Source organism: Streptococcus parasanguinis ATCC 15912 (assembly GCF_000164675.2).
Lineage (GTDB): Bacteria > Bacillota > Bacilli > Lactobacillales > Streptococcaceae > Streptococcus > Streptococcus parasanguinis.
The window spans coordinates 1,528,992-1,553,537 of the sequence record NC_015678.1 but is presented as its reverse complement, the minus strand read 5'-3'; the positions used below and the strand labels follow the sequence as shown (position 1 = coordinate 1,553,537).

The following is a 24,546-nucleotide window of genomic DNA, read 5'->3' as shown; positions in this document are numbered from 1 at the left end:
TAAAGCTTGTAAAATAAAATTGACAAAAATGTAAAAGAGGTATGAATGATGAAAAAGTCAATAGGTTTATTTTTCTCAATAATATTGGGATTTGTTTTCTTGAGTGCTTGTCAAAATTCTGTAAAGCAATCGTCAAGCGATTTGAAAAAGATTGATTTTATTCTAGATTGGACCCCGAATACCAATCATACGGGTCTCTATGTAGCTAAGAAAAAAGGGTACTTTAAAGATGCAGGACTGGATGTAGATATAAAACTTCCTCCGGAAGACAGTAGTTCTGATTTGATTATCAATGGGAAAGCTCCATTTGGAATTTATTTCCAAGATTCTATGGCCAAGAAATTGGATAAAGGTGCGGGTATTACCGCTGTTGCAGCTATTGTCGAACACAATACGTCAGGGATTATTTCAAGAAAAGATGCAGCGATCACAAGTCCAAAAGATTTGGTTGGTAAGAAGTATGGTACCTGGAATGATCCGATTGAGTTGGAAATGATCAAATCGATGATGAAAAAAGAAGGGGCTGATTTTAATCAAGTAAAATTGGTTCCAAATAGTGATTCAAATTCCATTACTCCGATTGAAAATAAGGTCTTTGATGCTGCTTGGATTTATCACGGTTGGGATGGAATTTTGGCTGAGCAAAAGGGAATGAAGACCAATTTCTTCTATATGAAAGATTTTGTTCCTGCATTTGACTACTATTCGCCTGTTATTATTGCTAACAATGACTATTTGAAGTCTCATAAAGAGGAAGCAAAAAAATTCATTCAAGCGGTAAAAAAAGGCTACCAATATGCTATAGAGCATCCAGAAGAAGCAGCGGATATCTTGATCAAACAGGCCCCTGCCTTAGCTAATCAGCGTGATTTTGTTTTAGCTTCTCAAAAATATCTTTCCAGTCAATATGCTTCAGACAAGGATAAATGGGGGCAGTTTGACTCCAAACGTTGGAATGCTTTTTATGCTTGGGCAAAAGAGCAAGGATTGGTTTCAAATGACTTAGAAGACAAAGGTTTTACAAACGAATTGGTAGGTGACTGATATTTTAACCGTAAAAGATGTAAGTTTCTCTTTTGGAGATAAAGCAGTTTTAAATAATGTATCACTAGAAGTGCAAAAAGGAGAAATCGTCTCTATTCTAGGTCCGAGTGGGGTAGGAAAATCAACCTTGTTTAATTTAATTGCTGGGATCCTTCCCTTACAAAAGGGCGCTATAGAAGTAGATAATGCCCCTATCTCCTTTGGGAAAGTCAGCTATATGCTACAAAAGGATCTTTTGTTAGAACACAAGACGGTATTGGGAAATATTATTCTTCCCCTTCAATTAAAAAAGATTCCTAAGGAAGAGGCGACATTTACAGCTCTAAAATTGTTAGATGAATTTAAATTGGGAAGTATCGCTAACCTTTATCCCAATGCGCTGAGTGGGGGGATGCGGCAACGGGTGGCGCTATTGAGAACCTATCTTCTGGGTCATGCTGTCTTCCTATTAGATGAAGCTTTTAGTGCCTTAGATGAATTGACAAGGCAGGATCTTTATCACTGGTATCTAGAAAGTAAGGAACGTCTTGGCCTCACCACTCTAGTGATCACTCATAGTATCGAAGAAGCTTTGACATTGAGTGACCGGATCTATATCTTGAATCATAATCCCGGTGAAATTATTGCAGATCTTCCTTTAAAATGGGATCCAGCAACGGATAGGGACTGGCAACAATTGCAATATAAAAAACGAATTATAGAATTATTGTCTGAATTTCATTGAAATTGTTTTGAAGGACTTTACAAAGTTTCTATTCCGTGATAGAATAGAATTTGTGCGAAATGACAGCAGGACAAAATGAAGCTCGTCAACAGGAAGTCAGCTAGAAAAGTAACCTTTGCTGTTTGGGCGAAGGCTTTCTGAACGAATCAGGTTTGTCTAAAACGTTATTTCCTACAAAAATTATTTTTATAGGAGGACATTTTAAATGTCACGTTATACAGGACCATCTTGGAAACAATCTCGCCGTCTTGGCTTGTCACTTACAGGTACAGGTAAAGAATTGGCACGTCGTAACTACGTACCAGGTCAACACGGACCAAACAACCGTTCAAAATTGTCAGAATACGGTTTGCAATTAGCTGAAAAACAAAAACTTCGTTTCTCTTACGGACTTGGTGAAAAACAATTCCGTAACTTGTTCGTACAAGCTACTAAAGTTAAAGAAGGAACTGTCGGTTTCAACTTCATGCTTCTTTTGGAACGTCGTTTGGATAACGTTGTTTACCGTCTTGGACTTGCGACTACTCGTCGTCAAGCTCGTCAATTCGTTAACCACGGTCACATCCTTGTTGACGGAAAACGCGTTGATATCCCTTCATACCGTGTAACTCCAGGTCAAGTGATCTCAGTTCGCGAAAAATCAGCTAAAGTTCCAGCTATCCTTGAAGCTGTTGAAGCTACAGTTGGACGTCCAGCATTCGTATCATTCGATGCTGATAAACTTGAAGGTTCATTGACTCGCCTTCCAGAACGCGATGAAATCAACCCAGAAATCAACGAAGCACTTGTCGTTGAATTCTACAACAAAATGCTTTAATTTTAAGATATACTTAACAGAAAGCCTACAACAGTGGGCTTTTTGTTTTGTCTTAAAGAGTTGATTTCTGGCTTTGCTCCCCTTTTTGTTCACTTACAAATTCTCTAAAGCTGTTTTATTACATGAGACAGTTTTTTTTTAAAAAAACCTAAACCTGCTAATAAAAAAACTTCTGATCTAGATAGATCAGGAGGGACTGTTACCGTAGCATTTTCATTAAAAATTCAGCCATTTGTTGAGGGCTTTCTTTTTTTCCGCGCGAAACCCACATTTGACAGACTCCGAAGAAGGCATTGGTCAGATAGACAGAACTGTAGACTCTTTCAATATCTGTTAATGATTTATGACTATAGCGCTCTTGCAGACTATCAACCAGAAGAATCTGTAATTTATGTCGTAAGAAGGTTTGGATCTCCTTGGTTCCATTCTCTGTCAGAAGAACCGCAAAGAGTGGTTCCTTGGTTAGAAATTCGAACACTTCTGTAATCGCTTGGCGCTTGTCATCTTGGTGTTTGTCAAAGATATATTCAAGCTTGTGAAAGAGTGCTTGTTGGTAGCGCTCGATCATGTCATACTTGTCTCGATAGTGGGTATAAAAGCTAGAGCGACTAATGCCGGATTCTTGTGCTAACTCAACCGTTGTGATTTGATCGAATGATTCCTTTTCGAGTAGTCGAACCATCGCCTCCTCGATATTTCGTTTTGTTTTTAATCGTTTATTGCTCTCAGTCATCTGTTAATCCTTTTTGCACAAAATTGTACACAGTGTCTAAAAATAAGATTTTCTACTTGTGAAAATTTCTAAAAACTGTATAATCTATTATATCAGAAATTTAGACAATGTGTATAAAAAGGAGACAAAAAATATGATGAAAGAATGGAAGGCTGTTCTTAAAAAGCCAACATTTATCATTGTCATGATTGGAGTTGCTTTGATTCCAGCTCTTTATAATATTATTTTTCTATCTTCCATGTGGGATCCATATGGCCAGGTTTCGGATCTTCCTGTAGCGGTTGTCAATAAGGATCAATCTGCTACATATAATGGACAAAAAATGGAAATCGGAAAAGACATGGTGTCCAATTTGAAGGACAATGACTCACTTGATTTTCATTTTGTAGATGAGAAAGCTGCGAAAGATGGTCTCAAAAATGGCGATTATTATATGATTGTAACCCTGCCTGAGGATCTTTCAAAAAAAGCTAGCTCCATCTTAACCAATCATCCGGAACAGATGACCATTGATTACCAAACGTCCAGTGGTCATAGTTTTATCGCAGGGAAAATGAGCGACACTGCGATGACAAAAATGAAGCAGTCAGTGGCTGAAAAAGTGACCAATACGTATACAACAGCTTTATTTTCCAAAATGGGATCGCTTAAAACTGGTATGGGGACAGTGGCAGATGGAAGTGCTAAATTAGCAGATGGTGCAAGTAAATTGGAAGATGGTGGTCAAACACTATCTACTAATTTGAATACATTGGCTCGTTCAAGCTTAGCATTTTCAGATGGTGCTACTACTCTTCGTACAGGTCTAGCAGCCTATACAGATGGTGTTGGTCAATTAGGAAATGGTCTCAATCAAATGGCTGGTCAACTTCCAAATTTGGTATCTGGCGTCAATCAATTAAATAATGGGTTTGGTACTTTTAATACAGGCTTGATGGCTTACGCTACCGGAGTGGATCGATTAGGAAATGGTCTCAATCAAATGGCGAGTCAAACCCCTCGGTTGGCCTCAGGAGTTGGTCAGTTAACTAGTGGTATGGGGACCCTCAATGATGGTCTTGGAAATTATACCAATGGTGTGCGTCAATTGAATTCGGGTCTATCTAACTTTTCAAATGGTTTAGTGACCTATACAAATGGAGTTGCCACTTTATCCGAGGGAGCGGGTCAATTAAGTAGTCAATCTGCTACCCTTCGAAATGGGGTTTCACAATTAGAATCAGGTATTCAAACATTATCAAGCCAGCTACAAGCTTCTACAAGCCAATCTGCTCAGATTGATCAATTGGCAGCTGGTTTAAACCAATTAAATGCGGCGATTCAAAATGCTTCAGTAGATACCAGTCAACTTTCGTCTGGATTGACGAGTATTGCGAATTCAGCTCAATCAATCCTTGCTTCAGCCCAAGCAGATCGTGCAAATGCCCTTGCAAGTGTGCAAGGAACAGCAGCCTATCAAGCAATGACAGCTGACCAACAAGCGGAGATCAATGCGGCGATCTCATCGAGCCCAAGCTCGAGTGAAACGGCGGCTCAAGGAATCTTGACAACGATTCAAACGATCCAAGGTAGTTTGAATACAGGGAATAGCTTGACACAACTGCAAACGGCAGCCAATCAAGTTTTACCGACAGCTTCTTCTACCTTGACAAACTTGTCAAGTGGCTTGTCTAAGATCCAATCCGCAGTTAGTGGACAATTGTTGCCAGCTAGTCAAACCATCAGTCAAGGGATCGGCGCTTATACAGCTGGTGTCGATAAAATCGCTAATGGAGCAACCCAACTTCAGACGAATAGCAGTACTTTAACAAATGGGGCTAGTCAGTTAGCAGCAGGTGTTGGGCAACTAGATAGTAAATCATCAGAATTACTTGCAGGAAGCAATCAATTGGCTTCTGGTCTAGGTGAGTTAAATGGGAAGATGCCTGCCTTGACATCAGGCATGAATCAACTGGCTTCAGGCGCGACCCAATTAACAGGTAAGTCGGGTGAATTGGTTGCCGGTGCTAGAAAATTAGCTGACGGTGTAGGGCAATTGAACAGCAAAACTCCAGAGTTGGCAGGTGGTGTCAACAAACTTGTCACTGGTGTCAATCAGTTGACAGAAAAATCAGGTCAATTGGTGACTGGTGCTGATAAACTAGCCGACGGTGCAAATCAAATCTCGGATGGGTCCAGCAAATTAGCAGCAGGTGGCCAAACATTGACAAATGGTTTAGGTGAATTAGCAACAGGAAGCCAAACCTTGAGTCAAGGATTAAACGATGCTAAGGGACAATTGAATGTGGCTACAACTGAAAAAGAAAACGCTAAAACCTTAGCAGATCCTGTCACTTTGTCTAAAACAGACCGTGACAATGTCCCGGTGAATGGTGTCGGAATGGCTCCTTATATGATCTCGGTAGCACTCTTTGTTTGTGCCTTGTCAACCAATATGATCTTTGCAAAATTGCCATCCGGTCGTCATCCTGAAAGTCGCTGGGCATGGTTTAAATCTCGCTTTGAGGTCAACGGAACAATTGCGGTGATTGCAGGAGTCTTGGTCTATGGTGCCGTTCACTTGATTGGTTTATCAGCTAATCATGAGATGGCTACTCTCTTCCTTTGTGTGATTGGTAGTGTGGCCTTCATGTCTATCGTGACTGCTTTGACAACATGGCAAAGAAAGATCGGTGATTTCCTTTCCTTGATCCTCTTGCTCTTGCAATTGGCTTCTAGTGCAGGAACTTATCCTCTTGCTTTGACAAATGGCTTTTTCCAAGCCATTCATCCATTCTTGCCAATGAGTTATACCGTTTCTGGTCTTCGTCAAACGATTTCGATGACAGGAGAAATTGGAAATCAAGTGGCCTTCCTTCTGATGACCATTGTCCTTTTTGCAGGACTAGGAATGTGGTTCTATAATCCAAAAAAATATGAAGAGGACTAATCTTCAGGAACTCCCAACAGAATGTGTTGGGAGTTTTTTGTTTCATGTGAAACAAGAGGCTGGGACAAAAGTCCTAGCCTCTCAATTGTTTTTGGATTGTCGAGCAAGACGCAGTGGTTGAGTGGGCTCTACTACGCTGATTTCATCAGCTTTTACAGCCCTACTCAACTGTGCGGAGGTGGGACGACGAAATCAAATTCTAACGAATTACCGATTTCTGTCCCACTCTCTTATTATTTAAAGAAGACAACATCAGGATTTGGTGTAATATAGAGAAGTTGGTCGTTTTCAAAGACCAGTTGGATGGTGTTGTTTTTATAGGTGTAAATGGTATAGTCTACTCCAAATTTAGAAGCTTGTTTGAGATCAACGGCTCCCATTAAAAAGGCGTGAGCTTGTTCTCCTGTGATTTTCCCCTCGTGGTAGAGTCCTTTAATATTTTCTAATTCGGTATTTTCAAAAGATTCGGCAATATAAGTAGGGTCTGTTATTTGTTTCTCTGGATTCCCAAGTATTTTTTGGACAAGGGCAGTGGTATATCCTTCATAATCCGGCGTCTGGGCAAAAATATTATCGCCATTTCTAGAGTAGGTCACTTTTAGGTTCCCTGTCGCATAAATCTTATCTTTTGGAGCTTCTTGAGCATTTTTAGGGAGTCCTTCGGTTGTGACGATGTTAGAAGAGGACTGCGTAGTGGTTGAAGGCGAGCTAGAGGAGTCGCTTGAGCTGTTTGAACTAGTTGAACGACTCGAGCTACTTTTTTTAAAGGTTTTCTTTTTTGAGGTGCTAGTAGTGGGTTCTTTTTTAAAATTGATCTTAAGGTCCGGCACACAGGCTGAGAGAAAAAGAAGAGACAGCAAGAGTGTGAAGAAAAGAGGGAGTGTTTGTTTTTTCATCATGTTCCTTTCGATAAGCTGATTGATTTTCTATTCTATCATAAAAAGGATAACAAAAAAAGGTCAGGAAGAAATCCTGCCTTTATTTGTTATTATGGATGCCCACCTCCAGTTCCACCGCCTTGAGGTCCGCCACCGCCTGGAGCCCCACCGCCTCCAGGCATGGAGTTGACAATTTCCGTTTGTTTTTCACCGTTGATATAGATGTCTCCGCCAGTGTAGGTAGCAGTACCATCAAAGTCGAATCCAGATTGTCCCGTTAATTTAATGGTTCCTCCGGTAACGGTGATATTTCCATTCGAATCAATTGGATCGGTATCGCCTTGGCCAACTTCAACGTTGAGTGTTCCACCATTCATGGTGAAGAAAATTTCATCTTGGTTGGCATTAGCATTGGCTGCATTGACACCGTCATCGGTTGCATAGATGGTGATATCTCCACCGTTGATGGTGATCGATTTTCCTTCGAGACCTTCGACAGACTCTGTTACCTCATAGGTTCCGCTATCGATGATCAGATCACCAGAAGCATGGATCCCATCGTCTCCTGCGGTGATGGTCATTTTGTTATCTGAAAGATACATGGTTCCGACCGAAGTATCTTCATCATTATCCACCTTGACTGCATCTTCATTTGCATCGATGGTCATGGTCGTACCAGTGATATTGAGTTCGTCATTGACGTTGAAGGCATCTCCTACAGCCGTGATCTTATAGGTTCCACCTGTGATATGGAGAGTGTCATTGGCCTTGATCCCGTTGTTCTTCTTGGCGTCAATGTTGAGCGTACCTGAACCATTGATGGTGAGGTCGCCCTTAGAGAAGATCACCACATCGGCATCTTCATCAGTGTTGGAGCTTGAATCAGACAAGGTATTGGTCGTGCCATCCGCTAGAGTCAGGTAGACATGCCCGGCTTTCGTAGCAGAAATTGGCGCGTTGGTGTTGGTCATGGTAACGCCTTTCAAGACGATGTGAACATCATCTGAGTCACCTGCTTCGACCTTGATTTGAACCCCATCGGATTCACCAGAGATGACATAGGTTCCAGCCTTTGAGATGGTCACAGTTGATCCAGATACAGCTACGCCGTCACCTGATACACTTGCAGAAGATCCAGACAGTTTTACAGTAGAGGCTTTGCTTTCATCATAAGAGCTGTCCTTGTCCTTATCTGTAAAATAGTTGGAATTGTTTGTTTTATTTTTTGAAGTAGAAGTAGCGGTTGTTTGTGCAGTATTGCTTTTTGTAGCTGATTGTGATGATGCCTGGGTACAAGCTGTCAGTAAGGTGAGGGTTGCGGCCCCCGTTAATAAAAATTTCCATTTGTTTGATTTCATGAGCTTTTCCTCTCGTTCAATTGATATGCTCCTAGTCTAAAGTTGCTAGCTGAAAGTTTCCTAAAGTTTTTCTGAAAGGAACCTTAACTTTAGTTTTCTTTAAGTTTGGCTTAATGACCAGTTAAGAAAGTCCCATTAAACTAGAAAGTACGTAAGTCGTATTCATACTTACTGAAGTTTAGAAACAATAGCCCCCCTTAAAGGAGAAGAAACATGAAAAAAACAATTGAGACAAGTTTCAAACGAATCGAAACAAAATATATCGTCGCAAAAGATGACGCGAAGGACTTGATCAAAGACTTAAAAGAATACGTCGTAGAAGATGATTACCCAACCTCAACCATTTCAAACATTTATTTTGATACGGAAAATTTTGATGTCATTCAAGATGCTCTTGCCAAACAACACCGCCGTGAAAAAATTCGGATGCGGACTTATATAGAAAAACCTCAAGCAGACAGTCCAGTGTTTCTAGAGGTGAAGTCAAAAGATGAAGAAGGAATTGGCCATAAATTCCGTCTAGTTGCTACTTCGCAAGCCATTATCAACTTGATGACAGATGGGACAGTAGATCATCAGATACAAGATCCAGACTTAGTGCAAGAGATTCAGAGATTGCGCAAACGTTATGGTCATCGATTGGAACCGCGGATGTTCATTTACTATGATCGTCTGTCTCTCAAAGAAAAGAAATCCATTCAGGTTTATCCTTATCAGAAGATTCGCGTGACAATCGATCAAAACCTAGTCTTTCGAGATCAGGCTGTTAGCCTTTTTGATGGGAAGAAAGGAGAACCTCTACTAGAGGATGACTTCGTGATCATGGAAATTAAGGCTCCTGGCCAAGAACCTAAATGGCTAAAGGATATTTTAGAGAAGTATGGTTTGGTGAAGCAAAAATTTTCAAAATATAGCTGTGCTTATCATAAATCACAAGGTTTGGATTATGCCCCAAGGCCAGTTCAAGAAACGGTAGGTGCTGCCTATGTCTAATCTATTTGATTCTATTTTTAATAATGCCACAGCAACGGTGGATCCCTTGCGCTTACTGCTGGCCCTTTTGGTCAGCCTCTTTCTAGGGATGGCCTTATCTTGGACCTATAAATACCGAACACTTTACACTCGAGAGTTTGTCATTAGTTTGACCTTGCTTCCTTGTATGATGACCTTAGTCATCTTTTTGGTCAATGGAAGTTTGGGAACCTCGATTGCAGTGGCAGGGACCTTTAGTTTGATTCGTTTTCGTTCGGCTACGAGTGGTTCGAGAGAGCTGATTGCCATTTTCTTAGCCATGATTATAGGACTGGCAGCTGGATCGGGCTATCTTTTATTGGCCATTTTATCAACCCTTTCTTTACTAGGGGTGTGGCTGGTATTAGAGAGCAAACAGAGTAAGGCAGACCATCAACGGCGCCGTCATTTGACCATTACCGTCACAAAACAGGAGTCTGTTGCAGAACAAATCAGCCAGTTGTTAGACCAAAGTTGTTCAGAAATTGACTTTATTTCTGTCACAACGGCCCAAGCTGGAGAACAACTGACCTTGAACTATGAGGTAAATATGAAATCGAACATCGATGATTTTGCCCTTGCCAATCTATTGATTAGCAAGATTGAAAATTGTGATGTCGCTCTGACAAAGAAAGCGAAGAAAAGAAAGAATCTATAACGGCTATCCTACTTTAGGATAGTTTTTTAAGGTTTTAAGAACTTTTTAAGAAAAAGTGGTATACTGTTTCTAAAAAATTGAAGGAATCCTTTATGAAAAAGACTGCTATTTTTGAAGATGTCGTCTCTATTATGACCCATGATTCATCTACCATCAAGGATCGAAAAGGATGCGATCCAGAGCCTTTTCGAGAAAACATTACAGATGATATGACAGATGATGCCTTTCTCTATCAAGTCAAGACTTACCTAGCTAGTTTTGGGGTGATCGGGCATGTTTCCTTTCGAGATAAAAAAGCCAGTCAAAAAGGGTTTCTTTTGAGAATAAATGGACAGAAATTGTATGTTGAGGAAGCTAATGAAGATACTGGTCTTCAAGTAGGAGATCAGATCCTAGGTCTGGATGGGAGTGACTTGGATCAGATAGCTTCTCTTCATAAAGACTATTTTATTAGCAAGAACCCCGAAAGACATTATAGAGAATGGGCAGATTTGGTCTCTCAGTCAACTAGTGTCACCCTGCTTCGAGAAGGGATAGAAAAGTCCATTGAAGTAGTACCCAGTCGAGAACCGATCCAGGATCATATTTTTTGGAAACGATTAGACGATGAGATTCTTTATCTTCGTCTGGATAACTTTATGGATGAGAAAGCTATTAGTCGGGTATATCAAGAGTGTTTACCGATGATGACGGAAATCAAGTTTCTTCTCATTGATGTCCGACAGAACGGAGGAGGGACAGATTCTTTATATATCCCTCTATTGCATCTAGGTTTAGAGAAGGATCAGGGCTATGAAGGCATTGATTGGGATGATGATGGCATGGAAATTCTCTACACGGAGCGAAATGTTGACCTGCGCTTGAAAGACTTTGAGAACTGGATGCAACAGGAAGAAATTAGTCCTGAAACAGTTAAGCTGCTTGAAGATATGAGAGAGGATTTGCTCCGCCATCGGGGAGAAGGCTATGTACCGTATAAGGAAGAAAGCGAGGAATTTTTCCCAGAGGTCAGAGGAAGTCACTATCCTGAACAGATCTTTATCTTGTCAGATATCTACTGCGCTTCTTCTGGAGATAATTTCGTCCATATGATGAAGCAGTTTAAGAAGGTAACGGTGGTGGGTCGACCAACTCTCGGAATTCTAGACTACTCTAATTGTTGTACGGTTGATTATGATAATTTTTGTTTAATGTTTCCCACTTCTCGCTGTTTAAGCGTGGATCAAGGTAAAGGAATGACGGATCAGGGTGTTCTACCAGATATAGAGATTCCTTGGACACCTACCCATTTTGAAAGAGACGTGGATCTGGACAAGTGTCTAGAGTTGATTCATCAGGGGACTGTGAAATAGAATAAGATTTCAACCAGAAAACTGATTAAAGAAAAATACTTTTGTTAGACGGCTTGAATGATCTGAAATGATAACGTTTTCTACCACATTCTCACTATGTTTAAAATTGCTTACTTGGTATAAAAAATGGTAAAATAGTGAGTAACAACCAAAATGAAGAGTGAAACTTATGAAACATAAAACACTTTATAAATTTATCGGGCAGACGGTCTTGTATTTCGCCATTTTCCTAGCCCTACTTTATTTCTTTAGTTACCTTGGTCAAGGTCAGGGTGGCTTTATCTACAACGAATTTTAGAAAAGGAGACTCCTAGCCGTGTCAAACCAACCAATTACTGATATGATCGAGACAATTGAACGTTATGCGCAACTACAACCAGACTATCCGGTTTACAATGTCCTTGGTGAGGAGCATACCTATGGCCAATTGAAGGCTGATTCAGATAGCTTGGCTGCCCACCTTGACCAAATGGGACTTCCTGAAAAGTCACCTGTAGTGGTCTTTGGTGGACAAGAATATGAAATGTTAGCAACCTTTGTGGCCTTGACAAAATCTGGCCATGCCTATATCCCAATTGATAGCCACTCTGCCTTGGAGCGCGTGTCTGCCATTGTTGAAGTAGCAGAGCCAAGCTTGATTATTGCCATCAATGAATTTCCATTGGAAAACCCAGCTGCTCCAATCATGTCTTTGGAGCAAGTGCGTGAAGCTTATGCGGCTCAGCATGCCTATGACTTGCAACATCCAGTCAAAGGGGATGATAACTACTACATCATCTTTACCTCAGGGACAACCGGAAAGCCAAAAGGGGTGCAAATTTCGCACGATAACTTGCTCAGCTTTACCAACTGGATGATTACGGACAAGGAATTTGCAACGCCAGAGCGTCCGCAAATGTTGGCGCAACCGCCCTATTCCTTTGACTTGTCTGTCATGTACTGGGCACCGACCTTAGCTCTTGGAGGAACGCTTTTCGCCCTTCCATCAGCTATCACTCAAGACTTCAAACAACTCTTTGCGACGATCTTTTCTCTTCCGATTGCTATCTGGACTTCAACACCATCTTTCGCAGATATGGCCATGTTGTCTGAGGATTTCAATGCTGAAAAGATGCCAGGAATCACCCATTTCTACTTTGATGGGGAAGAGTTGACCGTTAAAACGGCTCAGAAATTGCGTGAGCGTTTCCCAAATGCACGCATCATCAATGCCTACGGCCCAACGGAAGCAACTGTAGCTCTTTCGGCTGTAGCCGTAACAGATGAGATGTTAGCTACTTTGAAACGTCTACCAATTGGTTATACCAAAGAAGATTCTCCAACCTTCATCATTGATGAGGCAGGTAACAAATTGCCAAATGGTGAGCAAGGGGAGATTATCGTATCTGGCCCAGCCGTTTCAAAAGGTTATATGAATAATCCAGAGAAAACAGCAGAAGCCTTCTTCGAATTTGAAGGTCTTCCAGCCTACCATACGGGAGATGTCGGAACCATGACGGATGAAGGTCTCCTTCTCTACGGTGGACGGATGGACTTCCAAATTAAGTTTAACGGTTATCGTATCGAGCTAGAGGATGTCTCTCAAAACTTGAATAAATCGAAGTATATTGACTCAGCAGTCGCAGTACCGCGTTATAATAAAGATCACAAGGTCCAAAATCTCTTGGCCTATGTCATCTTAAAAGAGGGCGTCAAAGAACAATTTGAGCGCGAAATTGATATCACGAAAGCTATTAAGGAAGATTTAGAAAACATCATGATGTCTTATATGATGCCTTCAAAATTCCTCTATCGTGACAACCTGCCATTAACACCAAACGGGAAAATCGACATCAAAGGGTTGATTAGCGAGGTTAACAACCGATGATCGAGTTTTTGAAACAGCTCCCTCATTTAGAACACTATGGAACACCGATCTATTTTATCTACCTCATTCTAGCTTTTTTGCCGATCTTTGTGGGCCTCTTTTTCAAAAAGAGATTTCCGGTATATGAAGGACTTGTGAGTCTGATCTTTATCATTTTGATGCTGACAGGTTCGAATCTCAAGCAAATTTATGCCCTGCTCTTTTACGTAGTCTGGCAAATCTTGATTGTGTATTCCTACAAGATTTATCGTCAGAAAGCGGACAATAAGTGGATTTTCTATCTTCATTCCTTCTTGTCTGTCTTGCCCCTGATCTTTGTTAAGGTGGAGCCAGCGATCAAGAATGGGCACCAATCCTTGTTTGGATTTTTAGGGATTTCGTATTTAACTTTCCGGGCTGTCGGAATGATCATCGAAATGCGAGATGGTGTCTTGAAAGAATTCACACTCTGGGAATTCTTACGCTTCATGCTCTTTATGCCGACCTTCTCAAGTGGGCCGATTGATCGTTTCAAGCGTTTTAATGAGGATTATAAAGCCATTCCTGAGCGTGAAGAATTATTGGATATGTTGGAGCAAGCTGTTAAGTATATCATGTATGGCTTCCTTTACAAATTTATCCTAGCTCATATTTTTGGCCACTTATTGTTAGGTCATGTGCAGACCTATGCCTTGTCTCAAGGTGGATTCTTCAATATCGGAACGCTGGGAGTCATGTATGTCTATGGCTTTGACCTCTTCTTTGACTTCGCGGGCTATTCGATGTTTGCTTTAGCAGCTTCCAATCTGATGGGGATTAAAAGTCCCATCAACTTTGATCGTCCCTTTAAATCACGTGACTTAAAGGAATTCTGGAATCGTTGGCATATGAGTTTATCTTTCTGGTTCCGTGATTTTGTATTTATGCGTCTCGTGATGGTATTGATGCGCAATAAAGTATTCAAGAGCCGGATTACCACCTCAAATGTTGCCTATATTATCAATATGTTGGTCATGGGCTTCTGGCACGGGGTGACCTGGTACTACATCGCTTATGGGCTCTTCCATGGGCTTGGACTGGTTATCAATGATGCTTGGATTCGCAAGAAAAAGACCATCAATAAAGAAAGAAAAGCAAAAGGATTGGATCCTATACCGGACAATCGTTGGACCAAAGCTTTAGGGATCTTTATCACCTTTAACACGGTAATGCTGTCCTTCCTGATTTTCTCAGGATTCTTGGATCAACAATGGTTTCCAAAATTGAAATAAAAGGAGTATAGAAAAATGGATGTAAAATCACAAGTAATTGAAATTATTGACGAATTGTTTATGGAAGATGTCTCAGACATGATGGATGAGGATCTCTTTGATGCGGGTGTCCTTGATAGTATGGGAACAGTCGAATTGATTGTGGAACTGGAAAATCGCTTTGGAATCCGTGTTCCTGTATCTGAATTTGGACGCGATGATTGGAATACTGCTAACAAGATCGTAGAAGGTGTAACGGAGCTTCAGAATGCTTAAGCGTTTGTGGCTGATTTTAGGGCCCGTATTTTGCGCGCTCCTCATGGTAGCAGCTTTATTATTCTTTTATCCAATCAATCATAAGCACAACTATACTGAAGAGAAAAAAGCTGCGGTTAGTCTGAATGCAGAAGGCTTCAAGAGTCGTACAAAGAAGCAAGAAGCACTTTCGGATCCACAGCATCGCTTTGTTCCTTATTTCGGCTCAAGTGAATGGTTGCGTTTTGATGTGGTGCATCCAGCAGTTTTGGCTGAAAAATATGACCGCAATTACAGACCCTACTTTTTAGGAGAACGTGGTGCGGCTTCTTTGAACCAGTATTTTGGGATGCAACAGATTTTGCCAGAACTCAAGGACAATACAGCTGTTTATGTAGTTTCTCCGCAATGGTTCACTAAGAAGGGCTATGATTCCTCTGCCTTTCAACAATTCTTTAATAGCGATCAGTTGAATAGCTTTATTGCAAATCACCAACAGGATGCTGCATCCCAGTATGCTGCAAAGCGTCTGTTACAACAGTATCCAAATGTCGCCTTTCAAAGTGTTGTAACGAATATTTCTCAAGGAAAGAAAATTTCCAGATTTGATCAGTCTTTGAACCAGCTTGTTTCCCACCTTGTCCAACGCGAAGATGCTTTGTTTAGTAATCTTGCAACGCGTACAAACGGGAATTACGATAAGAAGGTCAAAAAACGTCTACAAGATTTACCAGATCAATTCTCATATGAGAAATTGGAAGAAATTGCAACGGCTGAAGCAAAAGTCAAAACCAATAACAACGACCTTGGGATCAGCAATCATTTTTACAATACCCGTTTAAAAATGAAGTTGAAGAAACTAAAAGGTTTCCAAAAAAACGAATCCTATGTTCAATCTCCAGAGTACAATGACTTGCAATTGGTTCTAGACCAGTTTGCTAAATCTCGGACCAATGTTATCTTTGTCATTCCTCCAGTTAATGCCAAATGGATGAAATACACAGGCTTGAGCCAAGACATGTATGAACAGGCTGTTCAAAAGATTCGTTACCAATTGGAAAGTCAAGGTTTTACTAATATTGCAGACTTTTCTAAAGATGGTGATCAGTCCTATTTTATGGAAGACACGATTCATATGGGATGGAATGGTTGGCTAGCCTTTGATAAAGCGGTCAATCCCTTTGTCACAAAGGCTGAAAAAGCACCAACTTACCATCTAAATGATCGCTTCTTCAGTAAAGACTGGGCCCAATATAAAGGGACACCGGACGAATTTAAATAATGCTTGATCAAAGGGGGCAGGATCGAATCCTGGCTCCTTGATTTGTGAGGAAAGTGACGAGAAAGTCACAAATAAGCAAGAGAGTTACCCACAGGCTGTGGGAAACTTACTTGTAAATGGGTGAAAGCAAGTCCTGATGCTGATGAAACTTCCTCTTTTGAGGGGAAAACAGGTTAAAGTTATCCACATTTTTGTGGATAAGTAATAAAAAACAGTGGATAAGTCAGCTAGTTTGTGAAAAGGAGAAATAGTGTGAAAAAAATTTGGTTTTACGCAATCGTTCAGGGAATTGTGATCTTTTTTATTGTGGGTGGCATGACCTACGCACTTAGGGGAGATTTCTTTTTCCGCTACCTATCCCCTATTTTTGGACTAGCAGCAGCTGTCTTGCGATTTGGGACAGCGACTTTAATGAAGGTGCTAGCACCCACTCTCTACGATGATCCCAAAAAGAAGGAAGAAGTCAGCCACGATAACTAAAGAAGTTGCTGACTGAAAAAGTTGAGCTAAAGGCCACTTTCTGTTGGTCTTTATGGTAAAATAGAAGGAAGAATATTAGTTTGGAGATTAATTAGAAATGAAACGTTCAATGTATGCTGGACGTGTTCGTGAAGAACACATTGGAACTCATATTACCTTGAAAGGATGGGTTAGCCGTCGTCGTGACTTGGGTGGTTTGATCTTTATCGATCTACGCGACCGCGAAGGAATCATGCAATTGGTGATCAATCCAGAAACAGTTAGTGCAGAAGTGATGGCTACAGCTGAAAGCATCCGTAGTGAATATGTTGTAGAAGTGACAGGTCTTGTGGAAGCTCGTGAACAAGCTAATCCGAACTTGCCAACTGGAGCAGTAGAACTCAAGGTAGAAGCTATTACGGTTCTTAATACTGCTAAAACAACACCATTTGAAATCAAGGACGGAATTGAAGCCAATGATGATACCCGTCTTCGTTACCGCTACTTAGACCTTCGTCGTCCTGAGATGTTGGAAAATCTCAAACTCCGTGCAAAAGTAACTCATTCGATCCGCAATTACTTAGATGAATTAGAATTTATTGATGTGGAAACACCGTTTCTTTCTAAGTCAACTCCAGAAGGAGCACGTGACTACCTGGTTCCTTCTCGTGTCAATAAGGGTCATTTCTATGCCCTTCCACAAAGTCCTCAGATTACAAAACAATTGTTGATGAATGCTGGATTTGACCGCTATTATCAAATCGTGAAGTGTTTCCGTGATGAGGATTTACGTGGAGACCGTCAACCTGAGTTTACACAGGTCGACTTGGAAACCTCTTTCTTGAGTGATCAAGAAATCCAAGATATCACAGAAGGCTTGATTGCCCGTGTTATGAAAGAAACCAAGGGAATTGAAGTAACACTCCCATTCCCACGGATGAATTATGATGATGCCATGGCCTTGTATGGTTCAGATAAACCAGATACACGTTTTGAAATGTTGCTTCAAGACTTGACAGATCTTGTCAAGGGTGTAGACTTTAAAGTCTTTTCAGAAGCTCCAACAGTTAAGGCGATTGTTGTCAAAGGTGCAGCGGATCATTACTCTCGTAAAGACATCGATAAATTGACAGAAGTTGCGAAGCAATACGGTGCAAAAGGTCTTGCTTGGGTGAAATATGCTGAGGGTACTTTGAACGGTCCTGTTGCGAAGTTCTTGACAGACTTGACAAGTGACTTGACAGCTGCTTTACAGTTAGAAGACAAAGATCTAGTTCTCTTTGTAGCAGATACTCTTGAAGTAGCCAATGCAACGCTTGGTGCTTTGCGTGTTCGTCTTGCGAAAGAGCTTGACTTGATTGACAACAATCAATACAACTTCCTTTGGGTAGTGGATTGGCCAATGTTTGAATGGTCTGAAGAAGAAGGCCGTTATATGTCTGCTCACCATCCATTTACACTCCCACAAGCTGAAACAGAGCATGAATTGGAAGGAGATCTTTCAAAAGTTCGAGCAATTGCCTATGATATCGTCTTAAATGGCTATGAATTAGGTGGAGGAAGCCTACGGATTAATCATAAAGATTTACAAGAACGGATGTTTAAGGCACTTGGATTTACAAAAGAAGCTGCCAATGAACAATTTGGTTTCTTGTTGGAAGCAATGGATTATGGTTTCCCACCACATGGAGGATTGGCGATTGGTTTGGACCGCTTCGTGATGCTTCTTGCAGGTGAAGATAATATTCGGGAAGTCATTGCCTTTCCTAAGAATAACAAGGCGACAGATCCAATGACACAAGCTCCTTCTGTCGTTTCTGAAAAGCAATTGGATGAGTTAAATCTTCAAGTAGAAGTAGCAGAGCAAGAATAGGACAAGAGAGAAAAGGGAGAGTCTAGGAATCAGTTGCTCTAAGATTTTCCTTTTCTTCTAATCGATGGATTGAAAATGAAAAAAATTCGCTTTCATAAGCTATTTCGCTATCATGTGCGGCGACTAGCTTATAACATTAAATTATTGCGCGTGCTGAAGAGCATCTCCCGTGAGAAATACGATGAAAAAGTGTCAGCTTCCTTGCTGTATGGTTTTCTATCAGCGATTGCCGTCAACTTCTTCTTTCAACCAGGACATGTATACTCCAGCGGTGCAACAGGTCTAGCTCAGATTTTATCTGTTCTGAGCCAACGCTTTATTGGCTTTACGATTCCCGTTTCCTTAACCTTTTATGCCATCAATATCCCTTTGATGATTGTGGCTTGGTATCAAATTGGCCATAAATTTACCATCTTTACCTTTATTACGGTTTCGATGAGTTCCCTCTTTATTCAGTTCGTGCCAGTGATTACGTTGACCAACGATCCGATCATGAATGCCCTATTTGGTGGGGTTGTCATGGGAACAGGGATTGGTTTTGCTCTTCGGAACAACATTTCCAGTGGAGGAACGGATATTGTCAGTTTGACGATTCGAAAACGGACAGGAAAGAATGTCGGCAGCATCTCCTTTTTGGTCAATGGGACCATTATGTTGATCGCTGGTCTGACCTTTGGTTGGAAGTATGCTCTTTACTCTATGATTCCCATCTTCGTATCGAGTCGAGTAACGGATGCTGTCTTTACCAAGCAAAAACGGATGCAGGCAATGATCGTAACGAGCCAGCCGGATGCCATTATTGAAAAGATTCATAAAAAATTGCATCGTGGAGCAACCATTATCCACAATGCAGAGGGAACCTATAACCATCAGGAAAAAGCGGTTCTGCTGACAGTTATTACGCGTGCAGAGTTTAATGAATTCAAATATATTATGAAAAAAGCTGATCCTCAAGCTTTTATCACCATTTCAGAAAACGTTCATATCATTGGACGCTTTGTAGAAACAGAAGAATAAAAATAAGAGAGTGGGACAGAAATCGGTAATTCGTTAGAATTCGATTTCGTCATCCCACCTCCGCACAGTTGAGTAGGGCTGTAAAAGCTGATGAAATCAGCGTAGTAGAGCCCACTCAACCACTGCGTCTTGCTCGACAATCCAAAAATAATTGAGAGGCTAGGACTTTTGTCCCAGCCTCTTATTTTGTTGATTTAGTTTCGCGGAGAAGGAGCCAACTATGGGCAGGAATAGAAAGTTTCTTTCCTTTAGGAATAGGCGCTTGGAGGTTGGCATGAGGATAAGCAAATAGCAGCTGACTATCGCTCGGATGTTGATAGGTCTGTTCTTGATCACTGATATTGACAAGAATCGTTATTTTTTCACGATCTTTCTCAATCGTGTAGATAAAATGATGGTCAGACAACCATTTGACATCACAGTAGTCTCGAATCTCTTGCCCTTTTTTCAAACGAAGGAGTGGCTGTGATTTTCGATAAGCAATCAATTCTTCAAGAAAAGAAATTTCTTCTTGGCATTTTGAAAGGGATGTCCAGTCCAATTGGTTGAGACTATCTGGCAAGTTGTAGGTGTTGTCTTCGAGCCCTTTTGTGCGGTAACGTTCTTGGCCAGCATGGATAAAAGGTACTCCTTGGGATAATAATACCAGATGAAGAGCGAGGCGTGAGAGAGCTTTTCGCTCCTCTAGGCGAATTTCTTCCCTTTCAAGTTGGAAATAATCAAAAACAGTTGCATTATCATGGCATTCGACGTATTGAATGGCTTGTTGAGGTTGGGTGAAATGAGCAGGCCTTACTTTACCAACATTTGCTGTTAGGATGTTAGCAAAATCATTTGCAGGATGTTGACTCTCACGACGGTGACCGGCTACAAGTGTTCTCTTGACCGTATCCCGGAAGTTATCACTGAAAAAGCCAAAGGCTGGTAATCGTTTCGAATTATACTGGTGAGCGAGCTGATCTTCAGAGAGGCCCGTATCCATCTTCCACCCTTCCCCATAGAGATAGATGTTAGGATAGATTTCACGGAGTTCTTCTGCAATCTCTGTCATGGTTTGAATGTCTAGGATTCCCATCAAATCAAAGCGAAACCCATCAAAGCCGTAGAGGGAAACCCATTGTTTGAGGGATTGCTTGATATACTGTCTCACCATGGAGCGTTCACTTGCTACGTCATTTCCACAGAAGGTTCCATTGGTCCGCTCTCCCTCTGCATTATAACGGTAGAAATAACCAGGAACGATCTGTTCAAAAGCGTACTCATCTGCCTGGTAGACGTGATTGTATACTACATCCATGATGACACTCAGATTAGCCTGGTGATAAGTGTCAATAGTGTCTTGGAGCTCTAGGATTCGCGCATAAGGATCGTTAGGATCACTCGCATAGCTTCCTTCTGGAACATTGTATTGGACAGGATCATAACCCCAGTTGTAGGATTTCCATTGATCCTCTTCATCGACACTACCGAAATCATAGACAGGAAGTAACTGTACATGGGTAATGCCCAGTTTTTGAAGGTAATCAAATCCAAGGATCTCACCATTGAGTTGGGGCGACTCTGTCAAGCCTTTGAACTTACCCGGATGTTTAAAGCCAGCCTCTTTCTGGGCAGAGAAATCCCGAACGCTCATCTCGTAGATGATTGCTTCTGTTGGGTCTAATTGACGAGTGGCACGCCTGATAGGACGTGTGATCTTCTTCCGGTCGATGACGAAGCTATCTCCAGAGTTCGCTAAAGAGGATAGAGCATAGGGATCATGAATCCGACGTTCTAGGCCATTGACACGAAACTCATAGTGGTAGGCAGTTCCTTCCCAATCCCCTTTGAGCATGAGTTCCCAGACACCGTTTTCTGTACGGGTCATTGGATACATACGATCCTCAATATGGAGGGTCACATTTTGAGAAATGGGTGCCCAGAATTTAAATTGCGTCTGACTTGGTGTGTAGAAACTTCCTAGATCCTCTCCACTATAGGTGAAGGTTTGATCGAAAATGGGTTTGCGAACGATGTTTCGATAGTGGAGTATAGAAGAATTTCCAGTAGCATCGTAGATGGTGTACTCTTCTCCGAGTTCAAGTGGAATAGGGCTTAAGAAATAGTCTCCTGTGTCAGTCGCTGCACTTGACGTTTTGACAGGGATTAAGGCAAGATGACCTTGGTTCGTTTTCAAATAAAAAGGAAGGATATGCTCCTCTCCCTTTTGGATACGAATGAGGTCTTGGTCATCTAAATAAGCAGTAAATGTAGACATAAAGACTCCTAGAGTTTCGTAATGGTATGGTCAATCAATTGACGGTAGCAAACGGTTTTTCCTTCTTTGTGATCCTTGATAATTTGTAGAATTGTCCGAACAGACTCACGTCCGAGTTCCACTGCATTGATGTCAATATAGGCTTCAATATCGAGTCGTGGCTTAATCGAATCAAAGGAAATAATCGGGATTGTCAGCTGGTGTTCTAATAGGTATTGGCGCACCCCTTCAGCAACGAGAATATCGGTTGTCATGATGGCATCTAACTCTGCTAGGGGAAGGCTCTCCATCATTTGATAAGAATTGTCTTCCAACATAAAACCAAATGAGAAATGAACCAGTTTTTCATCGAGAGGAATCCCTGCTTTTTGGAGGGCTTCTTTATAACCTTCGTAGCGGTCTTGAGATACGAACAGTTCTTTGTTTCCCCCGATAAAAGCAATTTTTCGGTAGTTTTGTTGAATGAAATAATCCGTCGCATCAAATGCAGCCTTGATATTATCATTATCCACTAGCGATACAAAAGGTGAAGCTGCCTTTCCGAGAATGAGGAAGGGGAACTTGTCTTTGATCGCAAATTCAACGAGGGGATCATTCGGGTTGGAATAAAGGAAAATCAAACCATCTACACGATTTCCGTAGATGAGTTGTTTGAGGTTGTCGAGCCGCCGTTCTTCATTTTGCCCCGTACAGATTTGGATGGCATAATCATTGTCTGACGCGATCTGGGTAATCCCTCTTAAAACAGTTGGGAAGAAAGGATTCTGGTAGAAGACGTCACTGTCGATTGGTAGGACCAAAGCAATGACTTGACTAGATTGGCTGACAAGGCTGCGAGCATTAAGATTGGGATGGTAGTCCAATTCGACCATGGCCTCACGGACACGTTTTTTTGTTTCATCACTAATCGTGGATTTGTTTTGGATGACGCGCGTGACAGTTGAAGGCGCGACGCCAGCGAGTTTCGCCACATCTTTGATGGTAACACGCATGAGAAAACCTCCTAGCGGTGATAGTCTGGATCACGGAAGTGGGTCTTATAAAATACCATAGCAAGATAGAGTACAAATAAGACATTTTGGATCATGATCGTCGTAGTAAATACTTGATGGAATAGTAAACTGATGAAGACACTCAGTAAAATAGGGAGTCCCAAGCAATTCAGAATACAATTGAAACATTCCTTGAAAGTTTGTAGTGAAAAGAGTCGAGATTTTCGTGTCAAGTAGAGGAAGAAAGATGCCCCTACGATGAGAATCAAATAATTGACTGTCGATAAGAAGCCAGAGAAAATCACGAGAAAGAGACTGACAGGGAGTCGATTTTCACGGAACCAATCGCTAGAGATAGCTTGAGTGAAGCTTTTTTTATCCCGGAGGCTCTCTTGATTGATAGCCTGGTATGAGACGGTAGCGAGTTCTTTATTTTCTTTTGAGATGATCAACTGTTTTCGACCAAAATGGAGGGTTAACTCCTTGCCTTCACTCGCCTTTGCTTCTTGGCCCAAGACAACCTGTCCTTTTGAAGTCTTGTGTACAGGGCTAGTTCCTGTATAGGTGAGCTCTTGGTCTTTGATCACGACGTGTTCTTGGATATCTTTCATGACGTCATTTGATAAGGGATCAAACACATCGCTGACAAAGGTTGTTAAGGGATAGGTTTTGAGTTGAGCGTTTTGAAGAGCCACTGGTAATAGTGTGACAGAAATCAGAAAGAAAGAAGTAAAAATCATTTGGAACCAACTCAGCTTTTTGCGGTTTGCAAAAGAAGAGCGGAAATTGAAGATACTTGCGAAATAATTAAAAGGATAGGGCATGAGATGACCTTTCTAAACATAAGAGAATCAGAGATGCAAAGAGGAATCTCTTTGATTGATTTTATTCTTAACGAAGGGTAGTAAAGCATCCACCATACTACCCTTAACTTAAAAATAAAATGTGTTTGAAATAAGGTTCTATTTTATCCTTTATCCCCACCAGCTGTCAAGCCTGAAACAAAGTTCTTTTGTAGGAAGAAGAATAGGATACAGATTGGAACCGCGATCAAAATAGCACCGGCTGCAAAGAAGGCGATTTTTTGATCTTTTTGGTCACTGATAAAGGTTTGAAGACCAACGGCTACAGTATAGTTCACTTCATCACGAAGCAAGAATTTAGACAAGATATAGTCTCCGAAAGGACCCATGAAAGCCCAAAGTGCTTGAACGGCAATCATTGGACGAACAAGTGGAAGGACAATTTGCCAGAAGCGACGGAAGTGTCCTGCACCATCCAATTTAGCAGATTCATCAAGTGAGATTGGAACGGTATCGAAGTAACCCTTCATCAACCAAGCATTCATTGGAATACCACCACCAACATAAAGGAAGATCAAGAACCAAGGTTGGTTCAAGGCATTCAGCATCAAAGCCATAACGAAGAAGGCTGTGAGGGCTGCCATAGTTGGGACCATTTGGATGATCAAGAAGAAGACCAAACTTTGCTTACGCGCTAAGAAGTTGTAACGACTATAGGCATAACCTGCGAAGGTGACAATGCTGGTTTGTACCACCATCGTAATAATCGCGATGATCAAGGTATTCATATACCAAGTGCCATAAGGAGTTTCAGAGAAAAGTTTTGAGAAGTTATCAAAACTAAGATTGCCACTAAAATCAAGTGTAAAGGCACTGACGTTCCCTGACTTGAAGGCTGATAAGATCGTAATCAACAGCGGGTAGATAATGATGATTGAAAGAACCACCATGTACAGGTAAGTCAAGAAATGATTGAGGCGGCGTTTAAATTGAACTGAATTTTTCATT

Annotated in this window: 22 protein-coding genes; 15 read left to right on the top strand and 7 right to left on the bottom strand. The window is 41.3% G+C overall.

Annotation, left to right across the window (positions count from 1 at the left end):
* Positions 1 to 48: 48 nt before the first annotated feature.
* The 3 genes from HMPREF0833_RS07060 to rpsD all read left to right on the top strand — a co-directional run bounded on the left by HMPREF0833_RS07060 (position 49) and on the right by rpsD (position 2,585).
* The gene (locus HMPREF0833_RS07060; protein WP_041818511.1) at positions 49 to 1,044 is read left to right on the top strand and encodes an ABC transporter substrate-binding protein; all 996 of its coding nucleotides are present in this window, start codon (positions 49 to 51) and stop codon (positions 1,042 to 1,044) included.
* Positions 1,037 to 1,768: an ABC transporter ATP-binding protein gene (locus HMPREF0833_RS07055; RefSeq protein WP_013904346.1), complete on the top strand. Its 732-nt coding sequence runs from the start codon at positions 1,037 to 1,039 to the stop codon at positions 1,766 to 1,768. Before HMPREF0833_RS07060 ends, HMPREF0833_RS07055 begins: the two co-directional genes overlap by 8 nt.
* Positions 1,769 to 1,973: 205 nt before the next feature.
* Positions 1,974 to 2,585 carry a 30S ribosomal protein S4 gene (gene rpsD / locus HMPREF0833_RS07050; protein WP_003002210.1) on the top strand — a complete coding sequence of 204 codons (612 nt, stop codon included), beginning with the start codon at positions 1,974 to 1,976 and terminating at the stop codon, positions 2,583 to 2,585.
* A 199-nt stretch (positions 2,586 to 2,784) separates the two neighbouring features.
* On the opposite strand, the gene HMPREF0833_RS07045 is transcribed toward rpsD, so the two are convergent.
* Positions 2,785 to 3,318: a TetR/AcrR family transcriptional regulator gene (locus HMPREF0833_RS07045; protein ID WP_003001962.1), complete on the bottom strand. Its 534-nt coding sequence runs from the start codon at positions 3,316 to 3,318 to the stop codon at positions 2,785 to 2,787.
* A 133-nt stretch (positions 3,319 to 3,451) separates the two neighbouring features.
* Here HMPREF0833_RS07045 and HMPREF0833_RS07040 point away from each other — a divergent pair, with 133 nt between their 5' ends.
* Positions 3,452 to 6,247, top strand: a complete 2,796-nt coding sequence (locus HMPREF0833_RS07040; RefSeq protein WP_041818392.1) for a YhgE/Pip domain-containing protein — start codon at positions 3,452 to 3,454, stop codon at positions 6,245 to 6,247.
* A gap of 233 nt (positions 6,248 to 6,480) precedes the next feature.
* Here HMPREF0833_RS07040 and HMPREF0833_RS07035 read toward each other — a convergent pair whose 3' ends face one another.
* Both HMPREF0833_RS07035 and HMPREF0833_RS07030 read right to left on the bottom strand, forming a co-directional pair.
* Complete coding sequence (locus tag HMPREF0833_RS07035) at positions 6,481 to 7,146, bottom strand: DUF4947 domain-containing protein (protein WP_013904344.1); 666 nt, start codon at positions 7,144 to 7,146, stop codon at positions 6,481 to 6,483.
* Positions 7,147 to 7,235: 89 nt separating this feature from the next.
* Positions 7,236 to 8,483 carry a carbohydrate-binding domain-containing protein gene (locus tag HMPREF0833_RS07030; protein WP_013904343.1) on the bottom strand — a complete coding sequence of 416 codons (1,248 nt, stop codon included), beginning with the start codon at positions 8,481 to 8,483 and terminating at the stop codon, positions 7,236 to 7,238.
* A 213-nt stretch (positions 8,484 to 8,696) separates the two neighbouring features.
* On the opposite strand from HMPREF0833_RS07030, the gene HMPREF0833_RS07025 reads away from it, so the two are divergent.
* The 11 genes from HMPREF0833_RS07025 (at position 8,697) to HMPREF0833_RS06975 (ending at position 19,486) form a co-directional block, all read left to right on the top strand.
* Positions 8,697 to 9,476, top strand: coding sequence for a polyphosphate polymerase domain-containing protein (locus tag HMPREF0833_RS07025; protein ID WP_013904342.1), 780 nt, complete (start codon positions 8,697 to 8,699; stop codon positions 9,474 to 9,476).
* A complete protein-coding gene (locus HMPREF0833_RS07020) occupies positions 9,469 to 10,152 on the top strand; it encodes a DUF4956 domain-containing protein (protein WP_013904341.1) in 684 nt (227 codons plus the stop codon). Before HMPREF0833_RS07025 ends, HMPREF0833_RS07020 begins: the two co-directional genes overlap by 8 nt.
* A 92-nt stretch (positions 10,153 to 10,244) precedes the next feature.
* Positions 10,245 to 11,504, top strand: coding sequence for a S41 family peptidase (locus tag HMPREF0833_RS07015; protein ID WP_013904340.1), 1,260 nt, complete (start codon positions 10,245 to 10,247; stop codon positions 11,502 to 11,504).
* 169 nt (positions 11,505 to 11,673) lie between these two features.
* Entirely contained in the window at positions 11,674 to 11,802 is a 129-nt protein-coding gene (locus HMPREF0833_RS07010) for a teichoic acid D-Ala incorporation-associated protein DltX (protein WP_003002102.1), read from the top strand.
* Between the two features lie 18 nt (positions 11,803 to 11,820).
* Positions 11,821 to 13,371 carry a D-alanine--poly(phosphoribitol) ligase subunit DltA gene (dltA, locus tag HMPREF0833_RS07005; protein ID WP_013904339.1) on the top strand — a complete coding sequence of 517 codons (1,551 nt, stop codon included), beginning with the start codon at positions 11,821 to 11,823 and terminating at the stop codon, positions 13,369 to 13,371.
* Positions 13,368 to 14,621, top strand: coding sequence for a D-alanyl-lipoteichoic acid biosynthesis protein DltB (dltB, locus tag HMPREF0833_RS07000; RefSeq protein WP_003017621.1), 1,254 nt, complete (start codon positions 13,368 to 13,370; stop codon positions 14,619 to 14,621). Before dltA ends, dltB begins: the two co-directional genes overlap by 4 nt.
* Positions 14,622 to 14,636: 15 nt before the next feature.
* Positions 14,637 to 14,876 (top strand): D-alanine--poly(phosphoribitol) ligase subunit DltC, encoded by a 240-nt coding sequence (dltC, locus tag HMPREF0833_RS06995; protein WP_003002265.1) that lies wholly within the window; start codon positions 14,637 to 14,639, stop codon positions 14,874 to 14,876.
* Positions 14,869 to 16,137 carry a D-alanyl-lipoteichoic acid biosynthesis protein DltD gene (dltD, locus tag HMPREF0833_RS06990; protein WP_013904338.1) on the top strand — a complete coding sequence of 423 codons (1,269 nt, stop codon included), beginning with the start codon at positions 14,869 to 14,871 and terminating at the stop codon, positions 16,135 to 16,137. The genes dltC and dltD overlap by 8 nt, the downstream gene beginning before the upstream one ends.
* A 252-nt stretch (positions 16,138 to 16,389) precedes the next feature.
* The gene (locus tag HMPREF0833_RS06985; protein ID WP_041818390.1) at positions 16,390 to 16,617 is read left to right on the top strand and encodes a hypothetical protein; all 228 of its coding nucleotides are present in this window, start codon (positions 16,390 to 16,392) and stop codon (positions 16,615 to 16,617) included.
* Positions 16,618 to 16,714: 97 nt separating this feature from the next.
* Positions 16,715 to 18,469, top strand: coding sequence for an aspartate--tRNA ligase (gene aspS, locus HMPREF0833_RS06980; protein WP_013904336.1), 1,755 nt, complete (start codon positions 16,715 to 16,717; stop codon positions 18,467 to 18,469).
* Between the two features lie 75 nt (positions 18,470 to 18,544).
* On the top strand, positions 18,545 to 19,486 hold the full coding sequence (locus HMPREF0833_RS06975) for a YitT family protein (RefSeq protein ID WP_013904335.1): 942 nt from the start codon (positions 18,545 to 18,547) through the stop codon (positions 19,484 to 19,486).
* 181 nt (positions 19,487 to 19,667) lie between these two features.
* Here HMPREF0833_RS06975 and pulA read toward each other — a convergent pair whose 3' ends face one another.
* From pulA to HMPREF0833_RS06955, 4 genes are all read right to left on the bottom strand, one after another.
* A complete protein-coding gene (gene pulA / locus HMPREF0833_RS06970; protein ID WP_013904334.1) occupies positions 19,668 to 21,743 on the bottom strand; it encodes a type I pullulanase in 2,076 nt (691 codons plus the stop codon).
* An 8-nt stretch (positions 21,744 to 21,751) separates the two neighbouring features.
* Positions 21,752 to 22,735 (bottom strand): LacI family DNA-binding transcriptional regulator, encoded by a 984-nt coding sequence (locus HMPREF0833_RS06965; protein WP_013904333.1) that lies wholly within the window; start codon positions 22,733 to 22,735, stop codon positions 21,752 to 21,754.
* Between the two features lie 11 nt (positions 22,736 to 22,746).
* Positions 22,747 to 23,559 (bottom strand): DUF1189 family protein, encoded by an 813-nt coding sequence (locus tag HMPREF0833_RS06960; protein WP_013904332.1) that lies wholly within the window; start codon positions 23,557 to 23,559, stop codon positions 22,747 to 22,749.
* Positions 23,560 to 23,702: 143 nt separating this feature from the next.
* Positions 23,703 to 24,545, bottom strand: coding sequence for a sugar ABC transporter permease (locus tag HMPREF0833_RS06955; RefSeq protein ID WP_041818389.1), 843 nt, complete (start codon positions 24,543 to 24,545; stop codon positions 23,703 to 23,705).
* Position 24,546 lies beyond the last annotated feature (1 nt).

Bases quoted from the DNA above. Each gene is read 5' to 3' on its own strand.
- HMPREF0833_RS07060 (WP_041818511.1), top strand. From the start codon at position 49: ATGAAAAAGTCAATAGGTTTATTTTTCTCAATAATATTGGGATTTGTT.
- rpsD (WP_003002210.1), top strand. From the start codon at position 1,974: ATGTCACGTTATACAGGACCATCTTGGAAACAATCTCGCCGTCTTGGC.
- HMPREF0833_RS07045 (WP_003001962.1), bottom strand. From the start codon at position 3,318: ATGACTGAGAGCAATAAACGATTAAAAACAAAACGAAATATCGAGGAG.
- HMPREF0833_RS07040 (WP_041818392.1), top strand. From the start codon at position 3,452: ATGATGAAAGAATGGAAGGCTGTTCTTAAAAAGCCAACATTTATCATT.
- HMPREF0833_RS07035 (WP_013904344.1), bottom strand. From the start codon at position 7,146: ATGATGAAAAAACAAACACTCCCTCTTTTCTTCACACTCTTGCTGTCT.
- HMPREF0833_RS07030 (WP_013904343.1), bottom strand. From the start codon at position 8,483: ATGAAATCAAACAAATGGAAATTTTTATTAACGGGGGCCGCAACCCTC.
- HMPREF0833_RS07025 (WP_013904342.1), top strand. From the start codon at position 8,697: ATGAAAAAAACAATTGAGACAAGTTTCAAACGAATCGAAACAAAATAT.
- HMPREF0833_RS07020 (WP_013904341.1), top strand. From the start codon at position 9,469: ATGTCTAATCTATTTGATTCTATTTTTAATAATGCCACAGCAACGGTG.
- HMPREF0833_RS07015 (WP_013904340.1), top strand. From the start codon at position 10,245: ATGAAAAAGACTGCTATTTTTGAAGATGTCGTCTCTATTATGACCCAT.
- HMPREF0833_RS07010 (WP_003002102.1), top strand. From the start codon at position 11,674: ATGAAACATAAAACACTTTATAAATTTATCGGGCAGACGGTCTTGTAT.
- dltB (WP_003017621.1), top strand. From the start codon at position 13,368: ATGATCGAGTTTTTGAAACAGCTCCCTCATTTAGAACACTATGGAACA.
- dltC (WP_003002265.1), top strand. From the start codon at position 14,637: ATGGATGTAAAATCACAAGTAATTGAAATTATTGACGAATTGTTTATG.
- dltD (WP_013904338.1), top strand. From the start codon at position 14,869: ATGCTTAAGCGTTTGTGGCTGATTTTAGGGCCCGTATTTTGCGCGCTC.
- aspS (WP_013904336.1), top strand. From the start codon at position 16,715: ATGAAACGTTCAATGTATGCTGGACGTGTTCGTGAAGAACACATTGGA.
- HMPREF0833_RS06975 (WP_013904335.1), top strand. From the start codon at position 18,545: ATGAAAAAAATTCGCTTTCATAAGCTATTTCGCTATCATGTGCGGCGA.
- pulA (WP_013904334.1), bottom strand. From the start codon at position 21,743: ATGTCTACATTTACTGCTTATTTAGATGACCAAGACCTCATTCGTATC.
- HMPREF0833_RS06965 (WP_013904333.1), bottom strand. From the start codon at position 22,735: ATGCGTGTTACCATCAAAGATGTGGCGAAACTCGCTGGCGTCGCGCCT.
- HMPREF0833_RS06960 (WP_013904332.1), bottom strand. From the start codon at position 23,559: ATGCCCTATCCTTTTAATTATTTCGCAAGTATCTTCAATTTCCGCTCT.
- HMPREF0833_RS06955 (WP_041818389.1), bottom strand. From the start codon at position 24,545: ATGAAAAATTCAGTTCAATTTAAACGCCGCCTCAATCATTTCTTGACT.